General features: G+C 32.1%; 19 protein-coding genes and 2 riboswitches. Of the genes, 3 read left to right on the top strand and 16 right to left on the bottom strand.

What is annotated here, in order from left to right:
• Nucleotides 1–58 precede the first annotated feature (58 nt).
• From I6U48_RS08285 to I6U48_RS08275, 3 genes are all read right to left on the bottom strand, one after another.
• Complete coding sequence (locus tag I6U48_RS08285) at nucleotides 59–388, bottom strand: hypothetical protein (protein WP_218319943.1); 330 nt, start codon at nucleotides 386–388, stop codon at nucleotides 59–61.
• Nucleotides 389–404: 16 nt separating this feature from the next.
• Nucleotides 405–1,100, bottom strand: a complete 696-nt coding sequence (locus I6U48_RS08280; RefSeq protein WP_218319942.1) for a metallophosphoesterase family protein — start codon at nucleotides 1,098–1,100, stop codon at nucleotides 405–407.
• A 173-nt stretch (nucleotides 1,101–1,273) separates the two neighbouring features.
• Nucleotides 1,274–2,587, bottom strand: a complete 1,314-nt coding sequence (locus I6U48_RS08275) for a M48 family metallopeptidase (RefSeq protein ID WP_218319941.1) — start codon at nucleotides 2,585–2,587, stop codon at nucleotides 1,274–1,276.
• A 213-nt stretch (nucleotides 2,588–2,800) separates the two neighbouring features.
• Here I6U48_RS08275 and I6U48_RS08270 point away from each other — a divergent pair, with 213 nt between their 5' ends.
• Both I6U48_RS08270 and I6U48_RS08265 read left to right on the top strand, forming a co-directional pair.
• Complete coding sequence (locus I6U48_RS08270; RefSeq protein ID WP_218319940.1) at nucleotides 2,801–3,076, top strand: metal-sensing transcriptional repressor; 276 nt, start codon at nucleotides 2,801–2,803, stop codon at nucleotides 3,074–3,076.
• An 8-nt stretch (nucleotides 3,077–3,084) separates the two neighbouring features.
• Nucleotides 3,085–4,950, top strand: a complete 1,866-nt coding sequence (locus I6U48_RS08265) for a heavy metal translocating P-type ATPase (protein WP_218319939.1) — start codon at nucleotides 3,085–3,087, stop codon at nucleotides 4,948–4,950.
• 68 nt (nucleotides 4,951–5,018) lie between these two features.
• Here the strand turns inward: I6U48_RS08265 and I6U48_RS08260 are convergent, their stop codons facing one another.
• The 13 genes from I6U48_RS08260 to I6U48_RS08200 form a co-directional block, all read right to left on the bottom strand.
• Nucleotides 5,019–6,758 carry an ABC transporter ATP-binding protein gene (locus I6U48_RS08260; protein WP_218319938.1) on the bottom strand — a complete coding sequence of 580 codons (1,740 nt, stop codon included), beginning with the start codon at nucleotides 6,756–6,758 and terminating at the stop codon, nucleotides 5,019–5,021.
• A 205-nt stretch (nucleotides 6,759–6,963) separates the two neighbouring features.
• Complete coding sequence (locus tag I6U48_RS08255) at nucleotides 6,964–8,664, bottom strand: sulfate adenylyltransferase subunit 1 (RefSeq protein ID WP_218319937.1); 1,701 nt, start codon at nucleotides 8,662–8,664, stop codon at nucleotides 6,964–6,966.
• 1 nt (nucleotide 8,665) lies between these two features.
• The gene (gene cysD / locus I6U48_RS08250; RefSeq protein ID WP_218319936.1) at nucleotides 8,666–9,565 is read right to left on the bottom strand and encodes a sulfate adenylyltransferase subunit CysD; all 900 of its coding nucleotides are present in this window, start codon (nucleotides 9,563–9,565) and stop codon (nucleotides 8,666–8,668) included.
• A 53-nt stretch (nucleotides 9,566–9,618) separates the two neighbouring features.
• On the bottom strand, nucleotides 9,619–10,350 hold the full coding sequence (locus I6U48_RS08245; protein ID WP_218319999.1) for an ABC transporter permease: 732 nt from the start codon (nucleotides 10,348–10,350) through the stop codon (nucleotides 9,619–9,621).
• The gene (locus I6U48_RS08240; protein ID WP_218319935.1) at nucleotides 10,328–11,167 is read right to left on the bottom strand and encodes an ABC transporter ATP-binding protein; all 840 of its coding nucleotides are present in this window, start codon (nucleotides 11,165–11,167) and stop codon (nucleotides 10,328–10,330) included. Before I6U48_RS08240 ends, I6U48_RS08245 begins: the two co-directional genes overlap by 23 nt.
• A gap of 32 nt (nucleotides 11,168–11,199) precedes the next feature.
• On the bottom strand, nucleotides 11,200–12,255 hold the full coding sequence (locus I6U48_RS08235) for an aliphatic sulfonate ABC transporter substrate-binding protein (protein WP_218319934.1): 1,056 nt from the start codon (nucleotides 12,253–12,255) through the stop codon (nucleotides 11,200–11,202).
• A gap of 14 nt (nucleotides 12,256–12,269) precedes the next feature.
• The gene (locus I6U48_RS08230; RefSeq protein WP_218319933.1) at nucleotides 12,270–12,584 is read right to left on the bottom strand and encodes a 4Fe-4S dicluster domain-containing protein; all 315 of its coding nucleotides are present in this window, start codon (nucleotides 12,582–12,584) and stop codon (nucleotides 12,270–12,272) included.
• Nucleotides 12,568–14,274: an adenylyl-sulfate reductase subunit alpha gene (locus I6U48_RS08225; protein ID WP_218319932.1), complete on the bottom strand. Its 1,707-nt coding sequence runs from the start codon at nucleotides 14,272–14,274 to the stop codon at nucleotides 12,568–12,570. Before I6U48_RS08225 ends, I6U48_RS08230 begins: the two co-directional genes overlap by 17 nt.
• A gap of 69 nt (nucleotides 14,275–14,343) precedes the next feature.
• Nucleotides 14,344–15,987, bottom strand: coding sequence for a nitrite/sulfite reductase (locus I6U48_RS08220; protein WP_246615253.1), 1,644 nt, complete (start codon nucleotides 15,985–15,987; stop codon nucleotides 14,344–14,346).
• A gap of 143 nt (nucleotides 15,988–16,130) precedes the next feature.
• Nucleotides 16,131–16,244: riboswitch (SAM riboswitch) on the bottom strand.
• A gap of 238 nt (nucleotides 16,245–16,482) precedes the next feature.
• A complete protein-coding gene (locus I6U48_RS08215) occupies nucleotides 16,483–17,334 on the bottom strand; it encodes a GNAT family N-acetyltransferase (RefSeq protein ID WP_218319931.1) in 852 nt (283 codons plus the stop codon).
• 130 nt (nucleotides 17,335–17,464) lie between these two features.
• Nucleotides 17,465–18,148 carry an SIMPL domain-containing protein gene (locus I6U48_RS08210; RefSeq protein WP_218319930.1) on the bottom strand — a complete coding sequence of 228 codons (684 nt, stop codon included), beginning with the start codon at nucleotides 18,146–18,148 and terminating at the stop codon, nucleotides 17,465–17,467.
• Nucleotides 18,149–18,253: 105 nt separating this feature from the next.
• Nucleotides 18,254–18,460 (bottom strand): EAL domain-containing protein, encoded by a 207-nt coding sequence (locus tag I6U48_RS08205; protein ID WP_246615252.1) that lies wholly within the window; start codon nucleotides 18,458–18,460, stop codon nucleotides 18,254–18,256.
• Nucleotides 18,450–18,899, bottom strand: coding sequence for a PAS domain-containing protein (locus I6U48_RS08200; protein WP_218319929.1), 450 nt, complete (start codon nucleotides 18,897–18,899; stop codon nucleotides 18,450–18,452). The genes I6U48_RS08205 and I6U48_RS08200 overlap by 11 nt, the downstream gene beginning before the upstream one ends.
• A 377-nt stretch (nucleotides 18,900–19,276) precedes the next feature.
• Nucleotides 19,277–19,405, top strand: a riboswitch (cyclic di-AMP (ydaO/yuaA leader).
• Between I6U48_RS08200 and I6U48_RS08195 the strand changes: the two genes are divergently transcribed.
• Nucleotides 19,406–20,218 carry a cell wall hydrolase gene (locus I6U48_RS08195; RefSeq protein ID WP_218319928.1) on the top strand — a complete coding sequence of 271 codons (813 nt, stop codon included), beginning with the start codon at nucleotides 19,406–19,408 and terminating at the stop codon, nucleotides 20,216–20,218.
• The last annotated feature ends 98 nt before the right edge of the window (nucleotides 20,219–20,316 follow it).

Here is a 20,316-nt window from a genome sequence, read left to right as displayed (position 1 = left end):
AATAGTATCTTCATATAAAAAAGGCAGTAGAAATATATTATTTCTCTGCCTTTTCGTTCTATCTCATTGCCATTAAAAGCTCTCTCAATTCTTCGAAAGGTTCATTTCCATCTCTTTTAAACCATATTTTTATTTCAGTAACCTTTCCTTTAAATATATTAGGAAGAACTAACTTTTTCTTTAACGGAATAATTAAGTATCCTTGAATTATCATTGATCTTGCTGGAGAAAACTCCACATGATTTAAATCTATATCCTCAATCATTACCTCTTCATAAACATCTTCTACTGCTTTATTAAGGTACCCCTTATTTTGAGATATTCTTAGTCTGTCCTCCGACAAAGTAATATTCATATAAAGGCCTTTAAAATTTTTATTCTCCTCCATATTGTTCCCTCCAAGTTTATTCTATTCCTGTTCTTATATTTTTTATACAGCTAGGATGTATTTTCTTTTCCTCCATATCCTTTGCTGTTTTTTCATAATCATATGTAAATTCAACTATATCAGTCTCTATAGTATCCTTATCTACACTTATTATTAAATATGTGCCATTAGGTCTGCCAATCTTAGGCTTTCCAACACTACCATCATTTAGTAAAAGCTTTCCATTATAAAATCTTTCATAGGGTATATGAGTATGGGCACAAACTAAAATATCGCCATCAAATGTATTCATGACTTCTTCGGCTTCTGTACATCCCTCTTTCAAATATTCGTTTATTGACCTCACACTTCCATGAACAAAATATATTTTTTTATTTTCATATTTCAAAATAACCTGCCTTGGAAGTGATCTTAGATAAGACTTATTTTCTGCACTTAATTCCTTCGCTGCCCAAGGCATACAAAATTTATTAACCTCGTTATCTCTTATATAGTTAAATTTTTCTTCTAATACCGCAGCATCATAATTTCCTAGTATATTCATTATTTTTTTTGATTTTATAATTTCAACTACTTCATTAGGATAAGGACCATATCCAACTAAATCTCCTAAGCATATTATTGTATCCACTTTTTTTTCTTCAATATTTTCTAATGCAGTTTTTAAAGCCTCTACATTACCGTGTATGTCCGAAATTACTGCTATTTTCACACTTCATCCTCCAATCCATAAGTTCATATAATAAGTCCATAGACATCCTCAGCCGATATTAAAATTAAATCTTAACTTTAGCCAGCTATCTTTATATTGTAAATTATACCACAAATTATTACGATATCTACCAAAAAAACAGTAATTTGATGTTAGTATAATATGCAGAATTTTTACTTAATATATCTTTTATATTTAAGCGGTTTATTCTCTTCCCATGGCTTATATTTACTAGCAAATTCTACCCTTTCTTGAAATGTTGGATGGTCATAATTCCATAGCTTATATATAATACCTGTGGTAGGCAATATTAGACTTTCTTCATGAAGTTTTATAGTTGAAGATAAAGTAGCTTCGTTATCCTTTGTAAGCTCTAGTTCAAATCTATCCGCTTCTCTCTCCGTATATCTGGAATAAGCATTAGATATTGGCGCAGACGCAAACATAAAAATATTTAGAAGTAGTACTATTAACGGAAGCGCTGCTATATCATGAAGTTTAGTAAAACCAAAAATTCCTCCAGATTTGCTAATAATCCAAAGAGCGCTTCCGTTTATTAAATAAAGAATAAATATAGAAGATACTCCTGCAAAAATTATAGCCTTCCAAACATGCCCCATTAGATAATGTCCCATTTCGTGCGCTACAATACCAAGTATCTCTCTTTGATTAAGATTTTTAATAGTAGTATCCCATAGTACTATTCTCTTGGTATTAAAAACCCCAGTCATATATGCATTCATTTCTTTTGTATCTACACTTTTATTTACCTGATAAACTTTACAGTTTTCAATTGTGGTTCTATTTATTTCTTCATAAATTTTATTTTCTAAATTTGAATCCTGCATTTTTTCATATTTGTTAAAAATAGGATCAATATAAACCGGAGAAATTAATGTAACAAAAAACATAACTGGTATTAAAAGCATCCCTAAATACAACCACCAATGAGATGGTGATTTTTTAATCAATACATAAGGTATCCATATAAATAATGACCCGGCGATCAAAGTAATAACAAAACTTTTTAGATAATCTTCAAACCATTTAGCAAAAGTTTGATTTGATAAACCATATAAATGCTTCAGTATATAACCACTATAATAGTCTAAAGGAAGTGATATTAATGTGCTTATTGCATAATATAAAATAAAGTAAGCAATGATAATAAATAAAAATATTCTGCTCCTATTTTGTATATAGTTTCTTATCCTGCTTGAAAATCCAGTGAATAAAAAAAGAGCAGGAATAGCTATACTTAAGATTATTCTCGTAACCCAAACTGCTACTTTCTTATTTTGATACTCAATAGCTTTTTCCGATGGTTTTGCAATATAGTTGTCTTTATCCACGCTATTTTGTGATGAGTATGTATAGTTTTGAATTAAATTCTTATCGTTTTGTTCCTCTGTAACTTTTAAGCTAAATAGAAAACCAATCATCAAGCATATAAATATAACTATTAATATTCTAAGTTCTTTTTTCATTAATAATCCTCCAAATTAAATGCTAATTACATTTTAATATATGCTAGTTAATTCACCTTTATCCTAGTTTATAGATATCAATATATATTATATATATTACCATATTTCAACGAATTAAGATTTGATCATTGACAATAACAGCTGTAAAACTTAAAATATACATATACCCCTATAGGTATAAAATTTATTTTATTATACAGGAGGATAATTAATATGCGTCAATGTATGGATATTCCAAAGGTTCAAGCAAGAATTAAAAAAATAGAAGGCCAGCTTAGAGCTATTTCCGAAATGGTAAATAAGGATGTTCCTTGTGAAGATATCTTGATACAGATTAATGCTGCCAAAAGTGCTCTACACAAGGTTGGTCAGGTAGTTTTAGAAGGACATCTGCAACACTGTGTCCGTGATGGTATAGAACATGGCGATGCTGAAAAAACAATTGCTGAATTTGCTAAAGCTGTAGAACATTTTTCAAGGATGGGTTAGGTAGTAAAATGAAAAAATTAATAGAGCTTTTTAAAGATGAAGATAAACGTGTTGTACTTTTCCTAATAAGTTCAGCTATATCATTAATTATCAGCTTTTTACATATTGGAAATTTAAAAATTGATGCAGCCTGGCTTGCAATTATTCTCTGCGGCATACCTATAATTAAGGGCGCCGCAGAAGGTCTTATACGAGAATTTGATATTAAAGCAGACGTTCTAGTTGCACTTGCCCTTATTGCTTCTGTTTCAATTGGACAAATTTTTGCAGCAGGAGAGGTTGCATTTATTATGACGCTCGGTGCATTATTAGAGGATCGTACTGTGGCCAAAGCACGGGCTGGCATAGAAAAATTAGTACATCTTACCCCTCGTACAGCTAGAGTCATTTGTAATGGGTCGGAAAGCATAATACCAGCTGAGGAAGTTCAGGTCGGTGATACGCTTCGTGTACTTGCAGGTGAAACTATTGCTGTTGATGGTGTTATTATTTCTGGACAAACCTCCATTAATCAAGCAGTAATGACTGGTGAAGCTCTTCCCGTTGATAAAGGTATTGGTGATGAGGTTTCCAGCGGAACAATAAACCAATTTGGTACCTTTGATATGAAAGCTACTAAAGTTGGCGCGGACAGCTCACTTCAGAGAATGATTAGACTTGTTGAATCCGCTGACGCTAGCAAGGCTAAAATTGTTGGTATGGCAGATAGATGGGCTACTTGGATAGTTGTGATTGCTCTTTTATCTTCAATTGGTACTTGGTTTGTTACAGGTGAGGTAATTCGTTCAGTTACTATTCTTGTTGTTTTCTGTCCCTGTGCATTAGTGCTTGCAACTCCTACTGCCATTATGGCTGGTATTGGTAATGCTACGAAATATGGCATTCTTGTTCGCGAAGGAGATGCATTAGAAAGACTATCGAAAGTCCATAGAGTTGCCTTTGATAAAACTGGTACTCTAACTTATGGCAAGCCTGCTGTTGTAGCTGTTGAAAGTTTTAATGCTGATATAAATTCAGAAAGCTTATTAGAACTTACAGCTTCTGCTGAATTACGCTCTGAACATCCATTAGGTAGAGCTATTGTTTCTCATTTTAAAAATATATCAAAATCAACTTTAAAAGAGCCACAGGAGTTTGCGATGCTTGCAGGTCGTGGTGTCAAAGCACTAATTTCAGATAATACAATTCTTGCAGGGAATGCAGAATTATTAGTTGAAAACTCAATAGTAATGTCTCAAGATATGTTAGAGAAAGCATCCAAGTATAAAAATGATGGATGTACAATTATATATATTTCTGCAAATAACTGTTCCACTGGCTTTATAGCTCTATCTGATACATTGCGTAAGGATTCTATAGATATGATTAAAAAACTTAAATCAATAAATATAGAAAGCATATTGCTAACTGGTGATAATCCACAAGCAGCTTCTTATATTGCCAAAAGTGTTGGTATTACTAATTTTCATGCAGAATGCTTACCAGAAGACAAGCTACTCGCAATTGAAAATTATCAAAATCAAAGTAAAATGATTTGCATGGTTGGTGATGGTATTAATGATGCACCTGCATTAAAAAAAGCATACGTAGGCATTGCAATGGGAGGTATAGGTAGCGATATAGCTGTTGATGCAGCGGATATTGCCCTTGTCAGTGATGATATTAAATCTATTCCCCACCTATTAAGTTTATCTCAAAAAACTATGAGTACAATTAAGTGGAATTTATCCCTTTCCATGTTGTTAAATTTCGTTGCTATCATACTAGCAATGACAGGTATTTTAAATCCAATACTAGGTGCTTTAGTTCACAATATAGGCTCAGTTGCAGTTATTATAAATTCTGCTTTGCTATTAAATTTTAAAAATAAATAAACAGAGGGGCTGCAGTTAGCCCCTTTTTCTGTAAGTTTATACTCTATCATACTTACTCTATAAAAATGTTATGAAACTTGCTCAAACTGTAATTTATATAAAGACGCATATATACCTTCATCCTGCAGAAGTTGTTCGTGAGTACCTGATTCTTTTATGCCATCCTCTGTCAGCACTAATATTTCATCTGCATTTTTTATTGTACTTAATCTATGAGCTATAATTATAGTAGTTCTGTTTTTAGCAAGCTCCTCCAAGGATTTCTGTATATATTTTTCACTTTCATTATCAAGAGCTGAAGTTGCCTCATCCAAAATAAGAACAGGCGGATTCTTAAGAAAAGCTCTTGCAATTGATATTCTCTGTTTCTGTCCACCTGATAGCTTCACTCCTCTTTCTCCAACAAAAGTATCATACCCATCTTCTAAACCCATTATAAATTCATGGGCATTTGCTTTTTTCGCCGCTTCGATTATCTCTTCCTCATAAGCTCCAGGTTTTCCATAAGCTATATTGTCCTTTATTGTACCTGCAAACATATATACATCTTGTTGAACAATTCCTATTGTATCTCTTAAGGATTTGAGCTTTATATCTCTAATATCTTTTCCATCTATTTTTATAGTTCCATAATCAATCTCATAAAACCTTGGTATGAGACTGCAAAAAGTAGTTTTGCCACTTCCTGATGGACCCACTAGTGCAATATTTTTTCCTGCTTCAATCTTTATATTTAAATTACTCAATACTGTATTTTTATTATCATAGCTGAAGGAAACATCCTTAAATTCTATTTTCCCTTTAGTATTTAATAGTTCAACTGCATTGGGTTTATCCACTATATCTGGCTCAGTATTAATTATCTCTAAAAATCTATCAAATCCAGTTATACCTCTTTGAAATTGCTCCGTAAAGTTTACCAACTTATCTATAGGATTTAAAAATATATTTATATATAAAATATAAATAACTAAATCGGAAACCTTAGCTTCTCCTATACTAATAAATATTCCACCTACAAGTATAACTGCAAGGTATAAAATTCCTTGAAAAAATCCATTGCCACTAAAGAACTTACCCATAATAAAATATCCTGTTTCTTTAGTTTCTAAAAACTCCATGTTTCCTCTTTTGAATTTGGTGTTTTCAACTTCCTCATTAGAAAAGGATTTAACTACTCTTATACCTGAGAGACTATCCTGTATTTGGGCATTTACATTAGCTATTTTTTGTCTATTTTTCATAAATATATATTTCATTTTTTTATTATAAAAATATGAGCTATATAACATAAACATAGTCAAAAAGAATAATATTGCAGTAATTTTAACATTTATATTCATAAGTATGATAAAAGATCCAAATATCTTTAGTATAGAAATAAACAAATCTTCCGGACCATGATGAGCTAATTCCGATATGTCAAAAAGATCTGTAATTATTCTAGACATCAATTTACCTGTGTTATTGTTATCATAATATGAAAAAGATAACTTTTGAAGGTGATTAAATATATCACTTCTCATGTTAGCTTCCATCTTCGCTCCCATAATATGTCCCCATGAGGTTATGTAATACTGACAAAAATATCTTATTATATACATTATAAGTAATCCTATTCCTATGTAAACTACATACATAGTTATTTGATCCCTAGTTTTATTTGTATACACATCATTTAGCATGTATCTTACTATCATAGGAAATACTAAGTCTATAGCTGAAAGTGTAAAAGCACAAAACATGTCCATAAAAAACATATTTTTATATGGCTTATAGTAGCTTATAAATTTCTTTAACGTATCCATCTCGTATGCCTCCTATTGCTTCTAAATTTATATGCTTTAGTTAAAATTAATATTATATAAACTTTTTAAAGCTATCAAAGTTCAATTTGATTATATACTATTGATATTTGTATTTCCATAATATTTTTCTTAAGTACTAAATTTCTTATTTTTCAAGCAATTAAAAATAATTAGAGACATACCTTTGGTTCTTTAAATCTTATGATTATATTTCCCAATAATTACTATGAAATATTACTCTTCTATAGGTTTCTAAGCTAACCCACTTATTTAGGAATTCAGTTTCATTCTCTCTGTCTATTTTTTTATATTCATTTAAGAACTCTAAAATTTCTTCCTCTGAGTTCGCCTTTATCGCAAAGCCTCTACCGTTAACGATAGTCACTCCAGTGTACTCATATTCTTCAATTGATTGAATATCAGTAATTTTCTTGTCACGAACTTTAATTGCCACCCAATCACGAAGAACTAAAATATCAATATTTTCTGGATAACTATAACTCTCACCTTTAACAGGAATTTCATCTTTCACTGTATAGATATTGCCTATTGGTTTGTATTTTGATAAAGACAAACTTTCTGTGTTATAGTAAAATTCTTCGAAAATATCTCCCCTTGCTTTTAAACCATTGTACTCAAAGGTAAAATTATCTTTCTTGTTTTCACTATTAAAGATATCTTCTACAACACCACAGGCTGACGTCATATTAGTAATACGATCTATTAATATAAGTTCTCCTAGTGTCTTATTTACATTAAACTTATCCACTATAATCTTTTCAGAAAGAGAAATATTGCATACTGCAATTTCATTTTTCCTTAAAAAACCAGTTGTTAAGTGTTCTCCAGTATTTACATCAATTTTATATTTTACCTCTGTAACAACACCTGGCAGCATTTTTGTTCCAACTTTTACAAAATAGTCTTTACCTGCTGCCAGCTTAGAGTCATCCATCCAAAGAATGGTTGCCGTAATTAAATTGCTTGCTACAAGCTTTGTATCCTTTGTAAGTACGCATCCTCTTGATACATCCACTTCTTTATTAAGCTGTATTGTTACAGGTTGATCTTTTCCTGCACTTTCTATATTTTTATCTGTTAAGTGAATGCTTTTTACTAGTGCTTTCTCATTGCTTGGAAGTGTTGTTATTTCATCTCCTACTGAAATACTACCAGCTTCAATCTGTCCCTGAAATCCCCTAAAGGTGTGATTGGGCCTGCACACTCTCTGCACTGGCATATAAAAACCCTCTTCGTCAGAAGCACTTTCAACATCTACATTTTCAAGATAAGTTAAAATAGGCAGCCCTGTGTACCATGGTATATTTTCAGACTTCTTTGTAACGTTATCTCCCTCTGTAGCTGATACTGGAATAATTGCAATATTTTCTAAGGAAAGTTCCTTCTCTAACTTCCTGATTTCCCCTTCGATTGTTAGGAATCTCTCCTGATCGTATCCGATTAAATCCATCTTATTAACAGCAAATACAAAGTGTTTGATGCCCATTAAAGAACAAATTCTTGCATGTCTTCTTGTTTGAACAAGTACCCCTTGTTTAGCATCTATTAATATAATGGCAAGGTCTGCAAAGGATGCCCCAACTGCCATATTTCTTGTGTATTCTTCATGACCTGGTGTGTCAGCTACAATAAACCCTCTGTTGTCTGTTGTAAAATAACGATATGCCACATCTATTGTAATCCCTTGTTCACGCTCTGCCATAAGACCATCTAATAGTAATGAATAGTCAATGTCTCCCTCACGGCTTCCAACCTTGCTGTCTAATTCCAAAGCTCTTTTTTGATCTGCAAATAAAAGCTTTGCATCATATAAGATATGTCCAATGAGAGTGGATTTTCCATCATCCACACTACCACAGGTTATAAACTTCAATAAGCTCTTCATATTAGAAATACCCCTCTCTCTTTCTTCTTTCCATGCTGCCTACTTCTTCTGTATCAATAACTCTGGTGGTTCTTTCAGAGGATACTGCACTCAATGTTTCTTTAACAATTTCGCCCAAAGTATCAGCTTCTGATTCCATGCCTCCTGTAAGCGGATAGCATCCCAAGGTTCTAAAACGAACTTTTTTATATTCAACCTTTTCTCCTGGTAATAACTTCATTCTATCATCATCTACCATAATGATATTTCCATCTCTATAAACCACTGGACGTTCTTTTGCAAAATACAATGATACAATCTCAATGTTTTCTCTTTGAATATATTTCCAAATATCTCTTTCTGTCCAGTTTGAGATAGGGAATACCCTCATACTCTCACCTTTATGAATCCTGGTATTGTAGAGTTTCCACATTTCTGGTCTCTGATTTTTAGGATCCCAGCCTTGAGCCTCATTACGGAAAGAAAAAATTCTTTCTTTAGCACGTGACTTTTCTTCATCACGACGTCCACCACCAAAAGCTGCTGTAAAGCCATACTTTTTTAAACCTTGTTTTAAAGCTTGTGTCTTCATGATATCAGTATAGGCTGATCCATGATCAAATGGATTGATTCCTTGTTTTATCCCCTCTTCATTTCTATGAACAATCATCTCTATTCCTAATTCTTCTGCTCTTCTATCACGAAACTCTGTCATTTCTTTGAATTTCCATGTAGTGTCAATATGCATGAAAGGAAATGGTGGTTTCTCCGGATAAAATGCCTTCATTGCAAGATACAGCATAACAGAACTGTCTTTTCCTATTGAATATAACATTACTGGTTTTTCACATTCAGCAGCCACTTCTCGAATAATATATATTGCTTCTGCTTCCAATTTATCAAGATGTGATAATTCACTCATTATTAATTTCCTCCTACTATATACATTCTAAATACTAATCCTTATTATTTCTTCTAAATTCTTCTTCCTAATCCACATTTATGCCTTATATTTGCTTCTATCTTTTCAAATATAAGCTTATCAAAGCCTAGTCCCAAGACAATAATTACAATCATTACTGCCATAACCTGGCTAATATCTGCTAAATCTCTCCCTACCATAAGCACCTGTCCTAGTCCTTTTGTAGCAGATAACATTTCCCCTGACATTAACGCTCTCCATGCAAAGGACCATCCTTGTTTCATACCAGTAACCACCGATGGAAGTGCTGAAGGTATAATTACATTCCAATATAATTTTATTCCCCGTGCCCCCATAGTTCTTGCAGCTTTTACATAAAGAGGATTTACATTCTTAATCCCAGATTCAGTAGCTATAGATATAGCAAATATAGATCCAATAGCTATAACAAATATGATAGCCTCTTCATTTAACCCATACCATAAAACTGCAAAAGGAAGCCAGCATATACTTGGTAGTGTTTGTAGTCCCAATATAAGAGAGCTGAAATTTTCATCTATATACTTATATCTTACAATAAGTAAACCTATTCCCATCCCTATAACTAGGGATATTGCATATCCAATAAATAGCCTTTTCAAACTAGCAGCTACAGCAACCGCTAAGGTGTTATCTTCAATAAGAGTAAGTAATGTCTTTGCTACATCCACAGGAGATGGAAAAGTATAAGGCTTCCATGCGCCTAATATATCTACCCCTATTTTATATACCAATTCCCATATCATTATCAGAATTATATAAAATACTATTCGTTTCAATACTCCAATCACTGTCGTACTCAGCTTTTGCAACTTTCTCCACCTCCTCTTTTAGTTCTTTCATTACTTCTGCAACAACATATGCTAAATCTCTGCTTTCAATGGTTCTAGGTCTTGCTAATTTAATATCAAAAACTCTTTTTACTTTTCCTGGATTAGCAGACATAACAACAACCTTATCTGCTAAAAGAACTGCTTCTTCTACATTATGAGTAACAAACACAATGGTCTTTTTTGTCTCCCACCACACCTTTTGAAGCTGCAGCTGCAAAATATTTTTAGTCTGACTATCTAAGGCAGAAAAAGGCTCGTCCATTAAAAGTACCTCTGAATCTAAAGTTAAAGCTCTAGCTAATGCTACTCTTTGCCTCATTCCACCAGATAGTTCATGAACATAAGAATCTTTAAATTTAGTTAAATGAACCATCTTAAGATATCTTATAGCTTTTTCTCTTCTTTCAGCTTTAGATATTCCTGCAATTTTCATTCCAAACTCTACATTATCTATCACCTTAAGCCATGGAAACAATGCTGAATCCTGGAACATCATCGCTCTATCAACACCAACATCATTAATTTCTTTATCATTTAAAAATAATCTTCCGCCTGATGGCTTTTCAAGCCCTGCAATTATATTTAAAAGCGTTGATTTTCCACAGCCAGACGGCCCCAGAAGACATATGAACTCTCCTTTTTCAAAAGAAAGATTAACATCCTCTAAAGTCACATTTTCTTTATGCTTTGATACAAATTTTTTACCAACACCTTCAATTTTAAGAGACAACTCAATCACCTTCCTTTAATTGGAGTAAATTATTATTGAATTTGTTGCTGCCATTTTTCTTTAAGAACTTTATTTAACAATTCTAAATTTACAAGATCCTTTGTATCTGGAGCTTGTTTTAAGAATCCTGTAGTAACTGATAAATTTACCATTTCAATGGTAGCATCCTTTTCTGGATTATTGGTTACAGTAAGTCTTTTGAAAGCAGAATCTAATACATCTTTAGATAAAGAACTTTTAGTTAAATCTTTTATTTGTTTATTCACAACACCGCTTGCTTCGCTATTATTTTTATTTATATACTCTGTTAAATCAACATGAGCCTTTAGAAAATTTTCTACTATATCCGGATGCTGTTTTAAAAAATCTTTTCTAACTGCAATTACAGCTGTAGGGTATTTTCCTTCACGCCATACTTTATCATAATCAAGTACTACATTAGCTCCAACTTCTTTAACAAGTCTTGACCCCCATGGTTCTGGAACTAATGCTGCATCTATCTGATTCTTATCTAATAATGTTTTTATATCTGGGTTATCAGCCTGTACTATTTCTACCGTTCCACCTTTTGTCTTTTCTTTTAGACCATTTTGAGTTAATAAGTATCTTAAGGATAAGTCCTGTGTATTTCCAAACTGAGGAACAGCTACTTTCTTGCCATCTAATTCTTTGACATCTTTTATAGGTAAATCTTTTCTAGAAACTAATATAGCTCCTGCATCTGTAGCTCCTGCTATAATTTGAATATCACCTTTAGACTTTGTATATCCATTGATAGCTGGGCCTGGTCCTATATATCCTATATCTATTGCGCCTGCAAGAAACGCCTCAACTTCTGATGATCCAGCATTAAACTGTTTCCACTCTATTTTATGATTATCTCCTAAAGCTTTTTGAAAGTTACCTTTTTCCTTACCAACTAAAGCTTGCGAATGTGTTATATTTGGAAGAAAGCCAACTCTTACAGTACTTCCATCACTTTTTCCACCCGCTGTATTATTTTGATTTCCCTGATTCGGACCACAACCTGTAAAAGCTCCAAGTATTGAAACTATTGATAATGCCAGGATAAATTTTTTTCCTTTCATAATAAAAATCTCCCTTAATATTTATTTGACTCTTTTCTATTAATATTTATTGTGATATTCTTCTTATTTTTATCTACTATGTTCCAGATGAGTTCATTCTTTTTCTGTTTTACATAAAGATAAGCACCATTGCCGCCTATGTCTGCTCCCAAATAATATTTAATTGCTTCTACACTACATTCTTTAAGGCAAGCCGTACATCCCCAACAATTTTTTGGATATTTTATATAGGCTTTACTTTCCTTATCTAGTTTTATAAGACTACCTGGACAAACGGACAAACATTTTCTGCAGCCTACACACTTGTTTTTATTAATTGATATGCTCATAGGTTTCACCCCTTCCTACTAAATCTCTGAACAAAATAGTAAGTTTTCCATCTACAAGCTTTGAGTTTACATACTTAAGCCATTCATCACTTTTCTCAGGATAATCCAAGTTTTCTGCAAAACTATGCCATCTCGTCTCTTTTCTTGCTCTTAAATGAGCAAGAACTGATTTACAAAGAGTCAGCCTTTCCTTTAATTCATATACAAACATCACCTCATGCATATCTTCTGCATATAAGTTACTGCTTAACTCTATGATCTGATCAATTTTTTCATCTGCAGCTGCAAGCTGTTTTTCATTGAACTGATAATTACTTCCAATTCCACCAGCATAAGCATCCATTACTTTCTGCATAGCTTCCTCTAATTCTTCAGCAGAAAAGATAGGATTTCTAAAATTTAATATTGCTTCTACTTCCTCTTTCTTTGATTTAACAAGTAAATTTTCTTCTGATTTTGATAGAACGGAATTATCCTCTTTACCATTTTCTATTTCTTCCGCTGCAGTTTTTCCAGCAATTTCACCTTCTACCAATGCACCTGTCACATATTTTTGTGGACAGCCACCAGCTACATCTCCAGCAGCAAAAAGACCTTTAATTGTAGTTTTTCGCTTTGTATCAACCCAATAACCACTTGCAGTATGACCACCTACTATATATGGCTCCGTTCCTTCAATTTCCACATTTTGTTCACTTGGATTTTTGGAAGCTTCTACCCACTTAAGAGTTTGACTTGGTGCCATGTTCAAATATGCTTTTTTCAACTCTTCATCTTGCAAAGCAGTAATTCCTTCTGTCCTTAAATAACAAGGGCCTCTACCATCATGATTTTCCTTTACTGTTCCATAAACTCTTTCGGAAGTTGTAAGCCCATATTTGTTTTCATAAACTTCTCCTCTTGAATTAATCTGCTTAGCTCCTACCCCTTGTGCTATGGTTCCAGTAGGCGCAATAGTATCTTTGCATCTTAATGCAATAAATCGCATTTCAAAAGTAGTCATTTCTGCGCCTGCACGTATTCCCATAGCATAACCTGCTCCAGTATTAAAAGGTGGATACCACATCTTATGCCTAGAAAATCCCGGGTTATTAGGTCTGTACAACCCTGCTGCACCACCAGTGGCACATATCACTTTTTTTGCTCTAATTTCATAAAGTACTTCCTCTTCTACACTAATTGCAAAAGCTCCCAGTATCTGATTGTTTTTTACTATGTAATCAGTCACATTTACTTGATTCATAACTTTTACATTAGAAAGTGCTTTCACTGCGTCTGCCAAAAGAGGCTTTATGTTTTCTCCATTAATTTTAATATTCCTATTTCCTCTAGCCACATACTCACCATTTTCATCTTTTAAAATGACAAGTCCTAAGTCTTCCATCTTTTTAGTTACTCTATTAAGCCCTTCAGACATAGTGAGCAGCAAATCTTCCCTTACAATATCATCGGCATCTTTTTTTGCATAATCCACATAATCCTCTGGAGTTCTACCCTTCACAATATAAGCATTGATTGCGTTAACTCCAGCTGCAAGACATCCACTTCTTTTAATGTTCGCTTTTTCAACAATTAATGCAGAAGCATTTGAATGTTCTCTTACAGTTAAAGCAGCGTAACATCCTGCTGTCCCCCCACCGATTATTAATATATCTGTTTCTAACTGTTTTACTTGTATTTCCTTTTTCATATGACGCTCCTTTTATTTCCGCAAATACCTACTATATTTAAAATTAGTACTGTATGTTTCTAATTAAATTTATTTGCCCACCGAAAACTTATCTTCCGAACCAAAATCACAATATAAATCAGGATTTTCACCAAAACTTTCAAATACAGTATATTTTGTCATTAGTTCCTTTATTTCTGAAGGTTTGTTTTCTATAAATTCTTCAAAGCTTTCATAGAATGAATTTCTTTTTAAAACAGCTAATTCCAATAAAAACTCAGATATTTTCTTAGCTGGAATATCACCGTACGCTTGACCAAGTTTTACTATGTCTGCACCTACTTTTCCTCCGAAGAACACAGAATAAGTTGGAACAAGACCATCTTCAGTACGTTTTGCTTTACCACAAAATCCAATTGAACCCTTTTGATGCTGTCCACAAGAATTTGGACACCCTGATATAAATATCCTTGGTAACTCTACTTTCAGTTCTTCTTTAACTTTTTCAAAGGTTTCCTTTATATGAATTAAAAGCCCTTGTGAATTGCAAATACCTAACTTACAAATTCTTGGACCTGCACAGGTTATTGAGTTATCAAAGTCAAAATTTGATGAAAATTTGGAAGTTACCTGAAGTAAATCTTGTATGTCTTTTTCTTTTAAGTCTCTTATAAACATTCCCTGTGTAAGTGTTAATCTTATAGATGCTTCATATTCTAAATTCGTTAAGTAATTTATAATATTGTCTAAATTATCAGTACTTATATCACCATTTTGTGGATGGACATACAAAGAATAGTAGCCCGATTGTTTTTCAGGAAAGACTATATTATCATATTTCTTATCAGTACTAATATCACTGCTCTTAATGCTTTCTTTTTCTTCTTGCTCTAAATCTATATTAATATTCAATTTCTTTTCATTTTTTACTTTGCTAAGTTGTTTTCTAAATAATTCAACAAAATCTTCTTCACCTAGTCTGTGTACTACAAATCTGAGTCTAGCTTTATGTCTATTGTTTCTATCACCTTCATTTTCAAAAACTTCCTTCATTGCCTGTACATAATATAAAACTTCATTAGCTTCTATAAAATCAGATAATTTCAAAGCAGCTCTGGCACTTCCACCTAATCCACCGCCACCGTAAACTTCAAAACCTTTCTTTCCATCAACTATTTTTGCAATAAAACCCAGGTCTGATATAGTTGCATTTCCAGTATCTTCAGCACTATTAGAAAAAGCCACTTTAAACTTTCTTGGAAGATTCATATTAGTTGGATCACTTATAAGATGGTTTGTAACTATCTTTACATAAGGCGTTACATCAAAAACATCATCTTTCGCCACTCCTGAAAGTGGAGAGCATCCGACATTTCTTACAGTATTTCCACCTGCACCCATTGTAGTTAATTGGGCTTTTATTAAATCTTCTAAAACATTATTTAAGTCATCTATTTCTACTGAATGAAACTGAATATCCTGTCTTGATGTAAAATGTATTTTACTTTTAGCGTATTTTTTTGCAATCTCACTTATAGCTTTAAGCTGCTCTAACGTTATAACCCCTCCAGGAATTCTTGGTCTCACCATATATGTTTCTGTTAGCCTTTCCTCATAAATCCCCATAGATGCACCAAAGGGTTTAAAAGCTTCCAGCTTACTTTCTTTGTATTTTTGTAGATTTTCCTTAAAGTTCTCCATACTTTTCAAAATTTGTTCTGTAATCTCTATCATTACTCTTCTCCTTTCAAAATCTAGATTAAATACTTTTTAATATATTCACTAAAAAAATTTATAACAAAAGGCTGTTTTTCTCTGTATAAGAAAAACAGCCTTAAATTTAAACTTCAAATTAACTTGCTTTAAATTTAATCTTTTCCTTATCTTTCAGAATAAGCGATATCCTGCAGGAATTGACACCGATACATTTAAATGAAAATGCCGGTTGTCGGGCTTCATAGGGCCAGTCCCTCCGCCGCTCTTGATAAGAGAATATCTATTTTATTATATTTTCTTAAATAACAGTAATTCATAGTAATCCGATTTGTAATATATGATATATAGGATTACTATGAATTATAGATACATATTAACAAATTGTCAATATGTTTTTTAATATATAAGATTAAATATTAAAAATTTATCTATAATAAAAGAGCTGTTGAACCATGGTTCAACAGCTCTTTTATTATCAATTTTGTAAAGATGTTTATTCTTTTGTAAATACTGTTATATGTCACAATACATTTCGTATTGTACTATATTGCCTTTTATAAAGCCAATATGCTTTACAAATCCTTGAATCAATGAATTATTTGGAAAACCTATTATAACTTTGGATAAGTTTAAAATTTTAATTCCTTCACTTATTAGCGTCGTAGCAATTCCTCTACATCTAAATGAATTTTTAACCCATAAGAAATTTATTCTAGAATTTTTATTTATACTTATCACTCCCACCAACCTATTCTGAATACAAGCTGCTAGTGTTAACTGACCTTCTGACTGCTCTAAATATTCTAGATCATTTTGCCAGTTAATATGAACATCTAATATTTTTTTCCGTATAACTTTTAGTCCTATAACCTCCATAGGTGTTATATTTAGACATAAATCATTTTTTCTTTGCAGTCTACCAATTTCTATTAGCGTATAATAATTTAAATCATAAACTTTTTCATAATTTAAATCTTCGTAAAAACTAATAGCTCGATTATTTCCTGCAATGACCTCTAAAAATAGTTGTTTACAGCCTTGCTTTATTGCTTCTTCTTTATGAAGCCTCATTAGATTTTGACTTATCCCCTCTCCTCTATAGGAGGGATGTAGTGCTATTGCACCACATCTCATTGTTTTTATACCTTCATATTCTTTAACTCCTCCAAGAACAATTCCCACTGGCTTATTGCTATCTAAAGCAATAAAAGACAATTCTAATTTATTTCCCTCTGGCCCAAAAAATCTTTTCACAAAAAATTCTTTAGGGATTCTTATTTTTACTATATAATCTGAAAATCCAATAATAAAGGCTGCAAAAACTAAATTTATATCTACTTCTGTACATCTTCTATATGATATCACTACTACTCCACCCCGACATTTTCCCTCTTATATCTTCCGATATATTATTTTTTAAATAATTTCAAGTATTCTTCATATACTTCTTCTTTAAGCTTACCTTAAATCTTCAATATAATGCAATATATTCTAATTAAAATTTTCTACTAAAATAATTAAATACAACTTTCACACTTGCACTAATTTCAATTTCACCTTCTTTTATTGGAGTGCTATCAATTGGTGCTGCATAAAATGCCTGTTTTCCAATAGGCTTGATTTCCTGTCTTTCCTCAGTTATTCTAACTGGAATTTTATTCACAATAACATTTAATGATTCCTCTAATGCATTAGCTTTTTCTTGAGCATTTTTGACAGCAATTTTTAATGCTTGATTATATAATTTTTCCGTATCTTCAACAGTGAAAGTTATATTATTTACCGTATTAGCACCACTAGCTACCACAGCATCAATAGTTTTACCAATCATATTTATGTCTCTAAATATGACCATAAAACTATTTACCACTCTATAAGCTCTAAATACCTGCTTTCCCTCAACATAATTATATTCTGGACTTATAGAGTAATTTTCAGTTTTAATATCTCTATCTTTAATTCCCATATTCTTCAACGTATTTAGGACTTTATTGGCAATTATTGCGTTTTCTTCCTGAGCATTTTTCAAGTTCTTATTTTCTGTTATAACTCCTAAGCTAGCAGTTGCTATATCAGGTATAACTTTTATACTTCCATTTCCATATATAGTCATATCATTACTATTTGTGTCTATTTGAGATGACCTTAAATACGGATAACTATAAAAACATCTTTGCATAATAATTCTCCTCTAATAAAATTATATATCTCATAACATATATATTAGTTAAATGTTTTTTTAATCCATATTATTTATTATCAAGGGATTGTCACAATAGGATACCTATTGCGACATCTTCTTTAAAAGTCGCTGTAAATTTTCATTTTTATCTAATATTTCTAATATCCATTCTCCTAAATCAACTATAAGACCAGTTTCCTCCGCCACACCTAAAAATCTATTTGGTGGAACTATTCCAAGCTCAGGACTTATCCATCTTATTAATGCTTCAAAACCAGAAATTCTACCATTTTTAATATCAACTCTCAAGTATCCACTTGCAATTTCCCTTTTTAGCTTTTATCCTAAACTCACATTCGTAGTGACTATCTTTTTTACTTAGATACTCTTTAACTGATAAATGGTATCTTTCCAAATCACCATCGTAAATAAACTTATATAAGTCTTCTATTTTAGAAACTTCTGTTACAAATTTATATTTTTCCTCACTTTCCTGAAGTTTTTGCTGATTATTAAGAAGTTCACTATACTGCTCTTCTAAAGTCTCACCCATTGCTGCTAATTCTCCATAAACCGCTTCCAATTCATCATATTTTTGCTGAATTTTAGCTTCAAACTCTTTATATTTTGATATATCGAATTTAGAATATATCCTAAAAAATAAATATATTATGAAAAACATTACTAACATTGAAGGCAATATTTTTAAATTGCCTTGTATAAGAGCTAAGTACATTGTGTAATTCATATATTGCTCCTCCAAATAGATCTCATAACTCTACCCCTAGACAGGGTATATATAATTATAAGAATTTCTAATATTTCTATATAAAATTTCAGAATAAGGTATTACATTTATCGTTTAATTATTAATTTTTCTTAGATTATAAATTGAAAAAGTTTTATGTTAATTTTAATCAACTTAGCCAATTTACTCAAATAAACTTATATCTCCAAATATCTCTTCTACTTTTCTTTTAAAGTCTCATTTATATAATTATAAATCTAACATTTGGCTATTTTTTAATTATTTATATATTTAGGTAAATTGCCATATTGTATATATTATCCTAATGTTCCATTAATCTTATATAGAACTAGTCCAATAATACTGTTACAATAACATCTATAAGCAAGCCGAATCTCCAATTGGAGTACGGGGGATTTTTTTAGGGGTGAATCTTCTTTTAATAGAAGTAGGGGACCTCAACCCGAACCCGTCAACTAACCTCGGAGGCAAAAGAGGAGGATAATATGTTTAAATCTAAAAAATTAAAAGCTTTAATGCTTACTCTAGGACTGTCAATGTTATCAGCTCAATCTGTACATGCTGCTAGTTACACTGTTACATCTGGTGATTCACTATATACTATAGGCAATCTTTTCAATACCAATACTACTACACTTATGCAAAACAATAATCTTTCTAGCAGCAATATTTATCCAGGACAGGTATTGAATGTTTCATGTAAAACTTATACTGTACAAGCTGGTGATAGTCTGTATCTTATAGCGCGAAACTATGGGGTTCCTTTGTCTTCTTTAAGACAAGCTAACAACAAATGGGACAACCTTATATATCCAGGTCAAAGTTTAAATATACCTAGTGCTGCATCAACTAGTACTGTTGCACCAAAAGTAGCATCAACTAGTACTGTTGCACCAAAAGTAGCATCTTCAACTGCTTCAATTTTATATACTGCTGCTGATGTAGATCTTTTAGCAAGACTGATTCAAGCTGAAGCGCAAGGTGCACCATATAGTGCAAAAGTCGCAGTTGGTGCGGTTGTAATAAATAGAGTTCAGGACTCTCGTTTTCCTAAAACTATAAGTAGTGTAATATACCAAAAGGATGGCGGCTATTATCAATTTTCACCGGTTTTAAATGGATGGATTAATAAGCCTGCATCTCAAGACTCTATAAGCGCTGCTTATGAAGCTTTAAATGGAGCAGATCCTACAAATGGAGCTTTATATTACTTTGATGATAGCACAAAAAATACATGGCTTTGGTCAAAAACTGTTGCACTTAGAGTAGCTAATATGGTGTTCTCTTATTATAATTAATCATAAAAAATAAAAGGTTGCCTTGCCAGCAACCTTTTTATCTTTATAAAAACCTTGATGAATATATAGAGTTGCATGGCCGACACTTAACTTACACT

The sequence above is a fragment of the Clostridium thailandense genome (assembly GCF_019207025.1).
Classification (GTDB): Bacteria; Bacillota; Clostridia; order Clostridiales; family Clostridiaceae; genus Clostridium_AM; species Clostridium_AM thailandense.
Note: the sequence above shows the minus strand (reverse complement) of the source record. Positions and strands in the feature narration are given on the sequence as shown.

Coding starts and splice junctions, on each gene's coding strand:
- I6U48_RS08245 (WP_218319999.1), bottom strand. CDS start 10,350: ATGATATGGGAATTGGTATATAAAATAGGGGTAGATATATTAGGCGCA.
- I6U48_RS08235 (WP_218319934.1), bottom strand. CDS start 12,255: ATGAAAGGAAAAAAATTTATCCTGGCATTATCAATAGTTTCAATACTT.
- I6U48_RS08210 (WP_218319930.1), bottom strand. CDS start 18,148: ATGCAAAGATGTTTTTATAGTTATCCGTATTTAAGGTCATCTCAAATA.
- I6U48_RS08255 (WP_218319937.1), bottom strand. CDS start 8,664: ATGAAGAGCTTATTGAAGTTTATAACCTGTGGTAGTGTGGATGATGGA.
- I6U48_RS08285 (WP_218319943.1), bottom strand. CDS start 388: ATGGAGGAGAATAAAAATTTTAAAGGCCTTTATATGAATATTACTTTG.
- I6U48_RS08200 (WP_218319929.1), bottom strand. CDS start 18,899: ATGAATTACACAATGTACTTAGCTCTTATACAAGGCAATTTAAAAATA.
- I6U48_RS08265 (WP_218319939.1), top strand. CDS start 3,085: ATGAAAAAATTAATAGAGCTTTTTAAAGATGAAGATAAACGTGTTGTA.
- I6U48_RS08195 (WP_218319928.1), top strand. CDS start 19,406: ATGTTTAAATCTAAAAAATTAAAAGCTTTAATGCTTACTCTAGGACTG.
- cysD (WP_218319936.1), bottom strand. CDS start 9,565: ATGAGTGAATTATCACATCTTGATAAATTGGAAGCAGAAGCAATATAT.
- I6U48_RS08275 (WP_218319941.1), bottom strand. CDS start 2,587: ATGAAAAAAGAACTTAGAATATTAATAGTTATATTTATATGCTTGATG.
- I6U48_RS08270 (WP_218319940.1), top strand. CDS start 2,801: ATGCGTCAATGTATGGATATTCCAAAGGTTCAAGCAAGAATTAAAAAA.
- I6U48_RS08220 (WP_246615253.1), bottom strand. CDS start 15,987: ATGATAGAGATTACAGAACAAATTTTGAAAAGTATGGAGAACTTTAAG.
- I6U48_RS08225 (WP_218319932.1), bottom strand. CDS start 14,274: ATGAAAAAGGAAATACAAGTAAAACAGTTAGAAACAGATATATTAATA.
- I6U48_RS08230 (WP_218319933.1), bottom strand. CDS start 12,584: ATGAGCATATCAATTAATAAAAACAAGTGTGTAGGCTGCAGAAAATGT.
- I6U48_RS08260 (WP_218319938.1), bottom strand. CDS start 6,758: ATGGATACGTTAAAGAAATTTATAAGCTACTATAAGCCATATAAAAAT.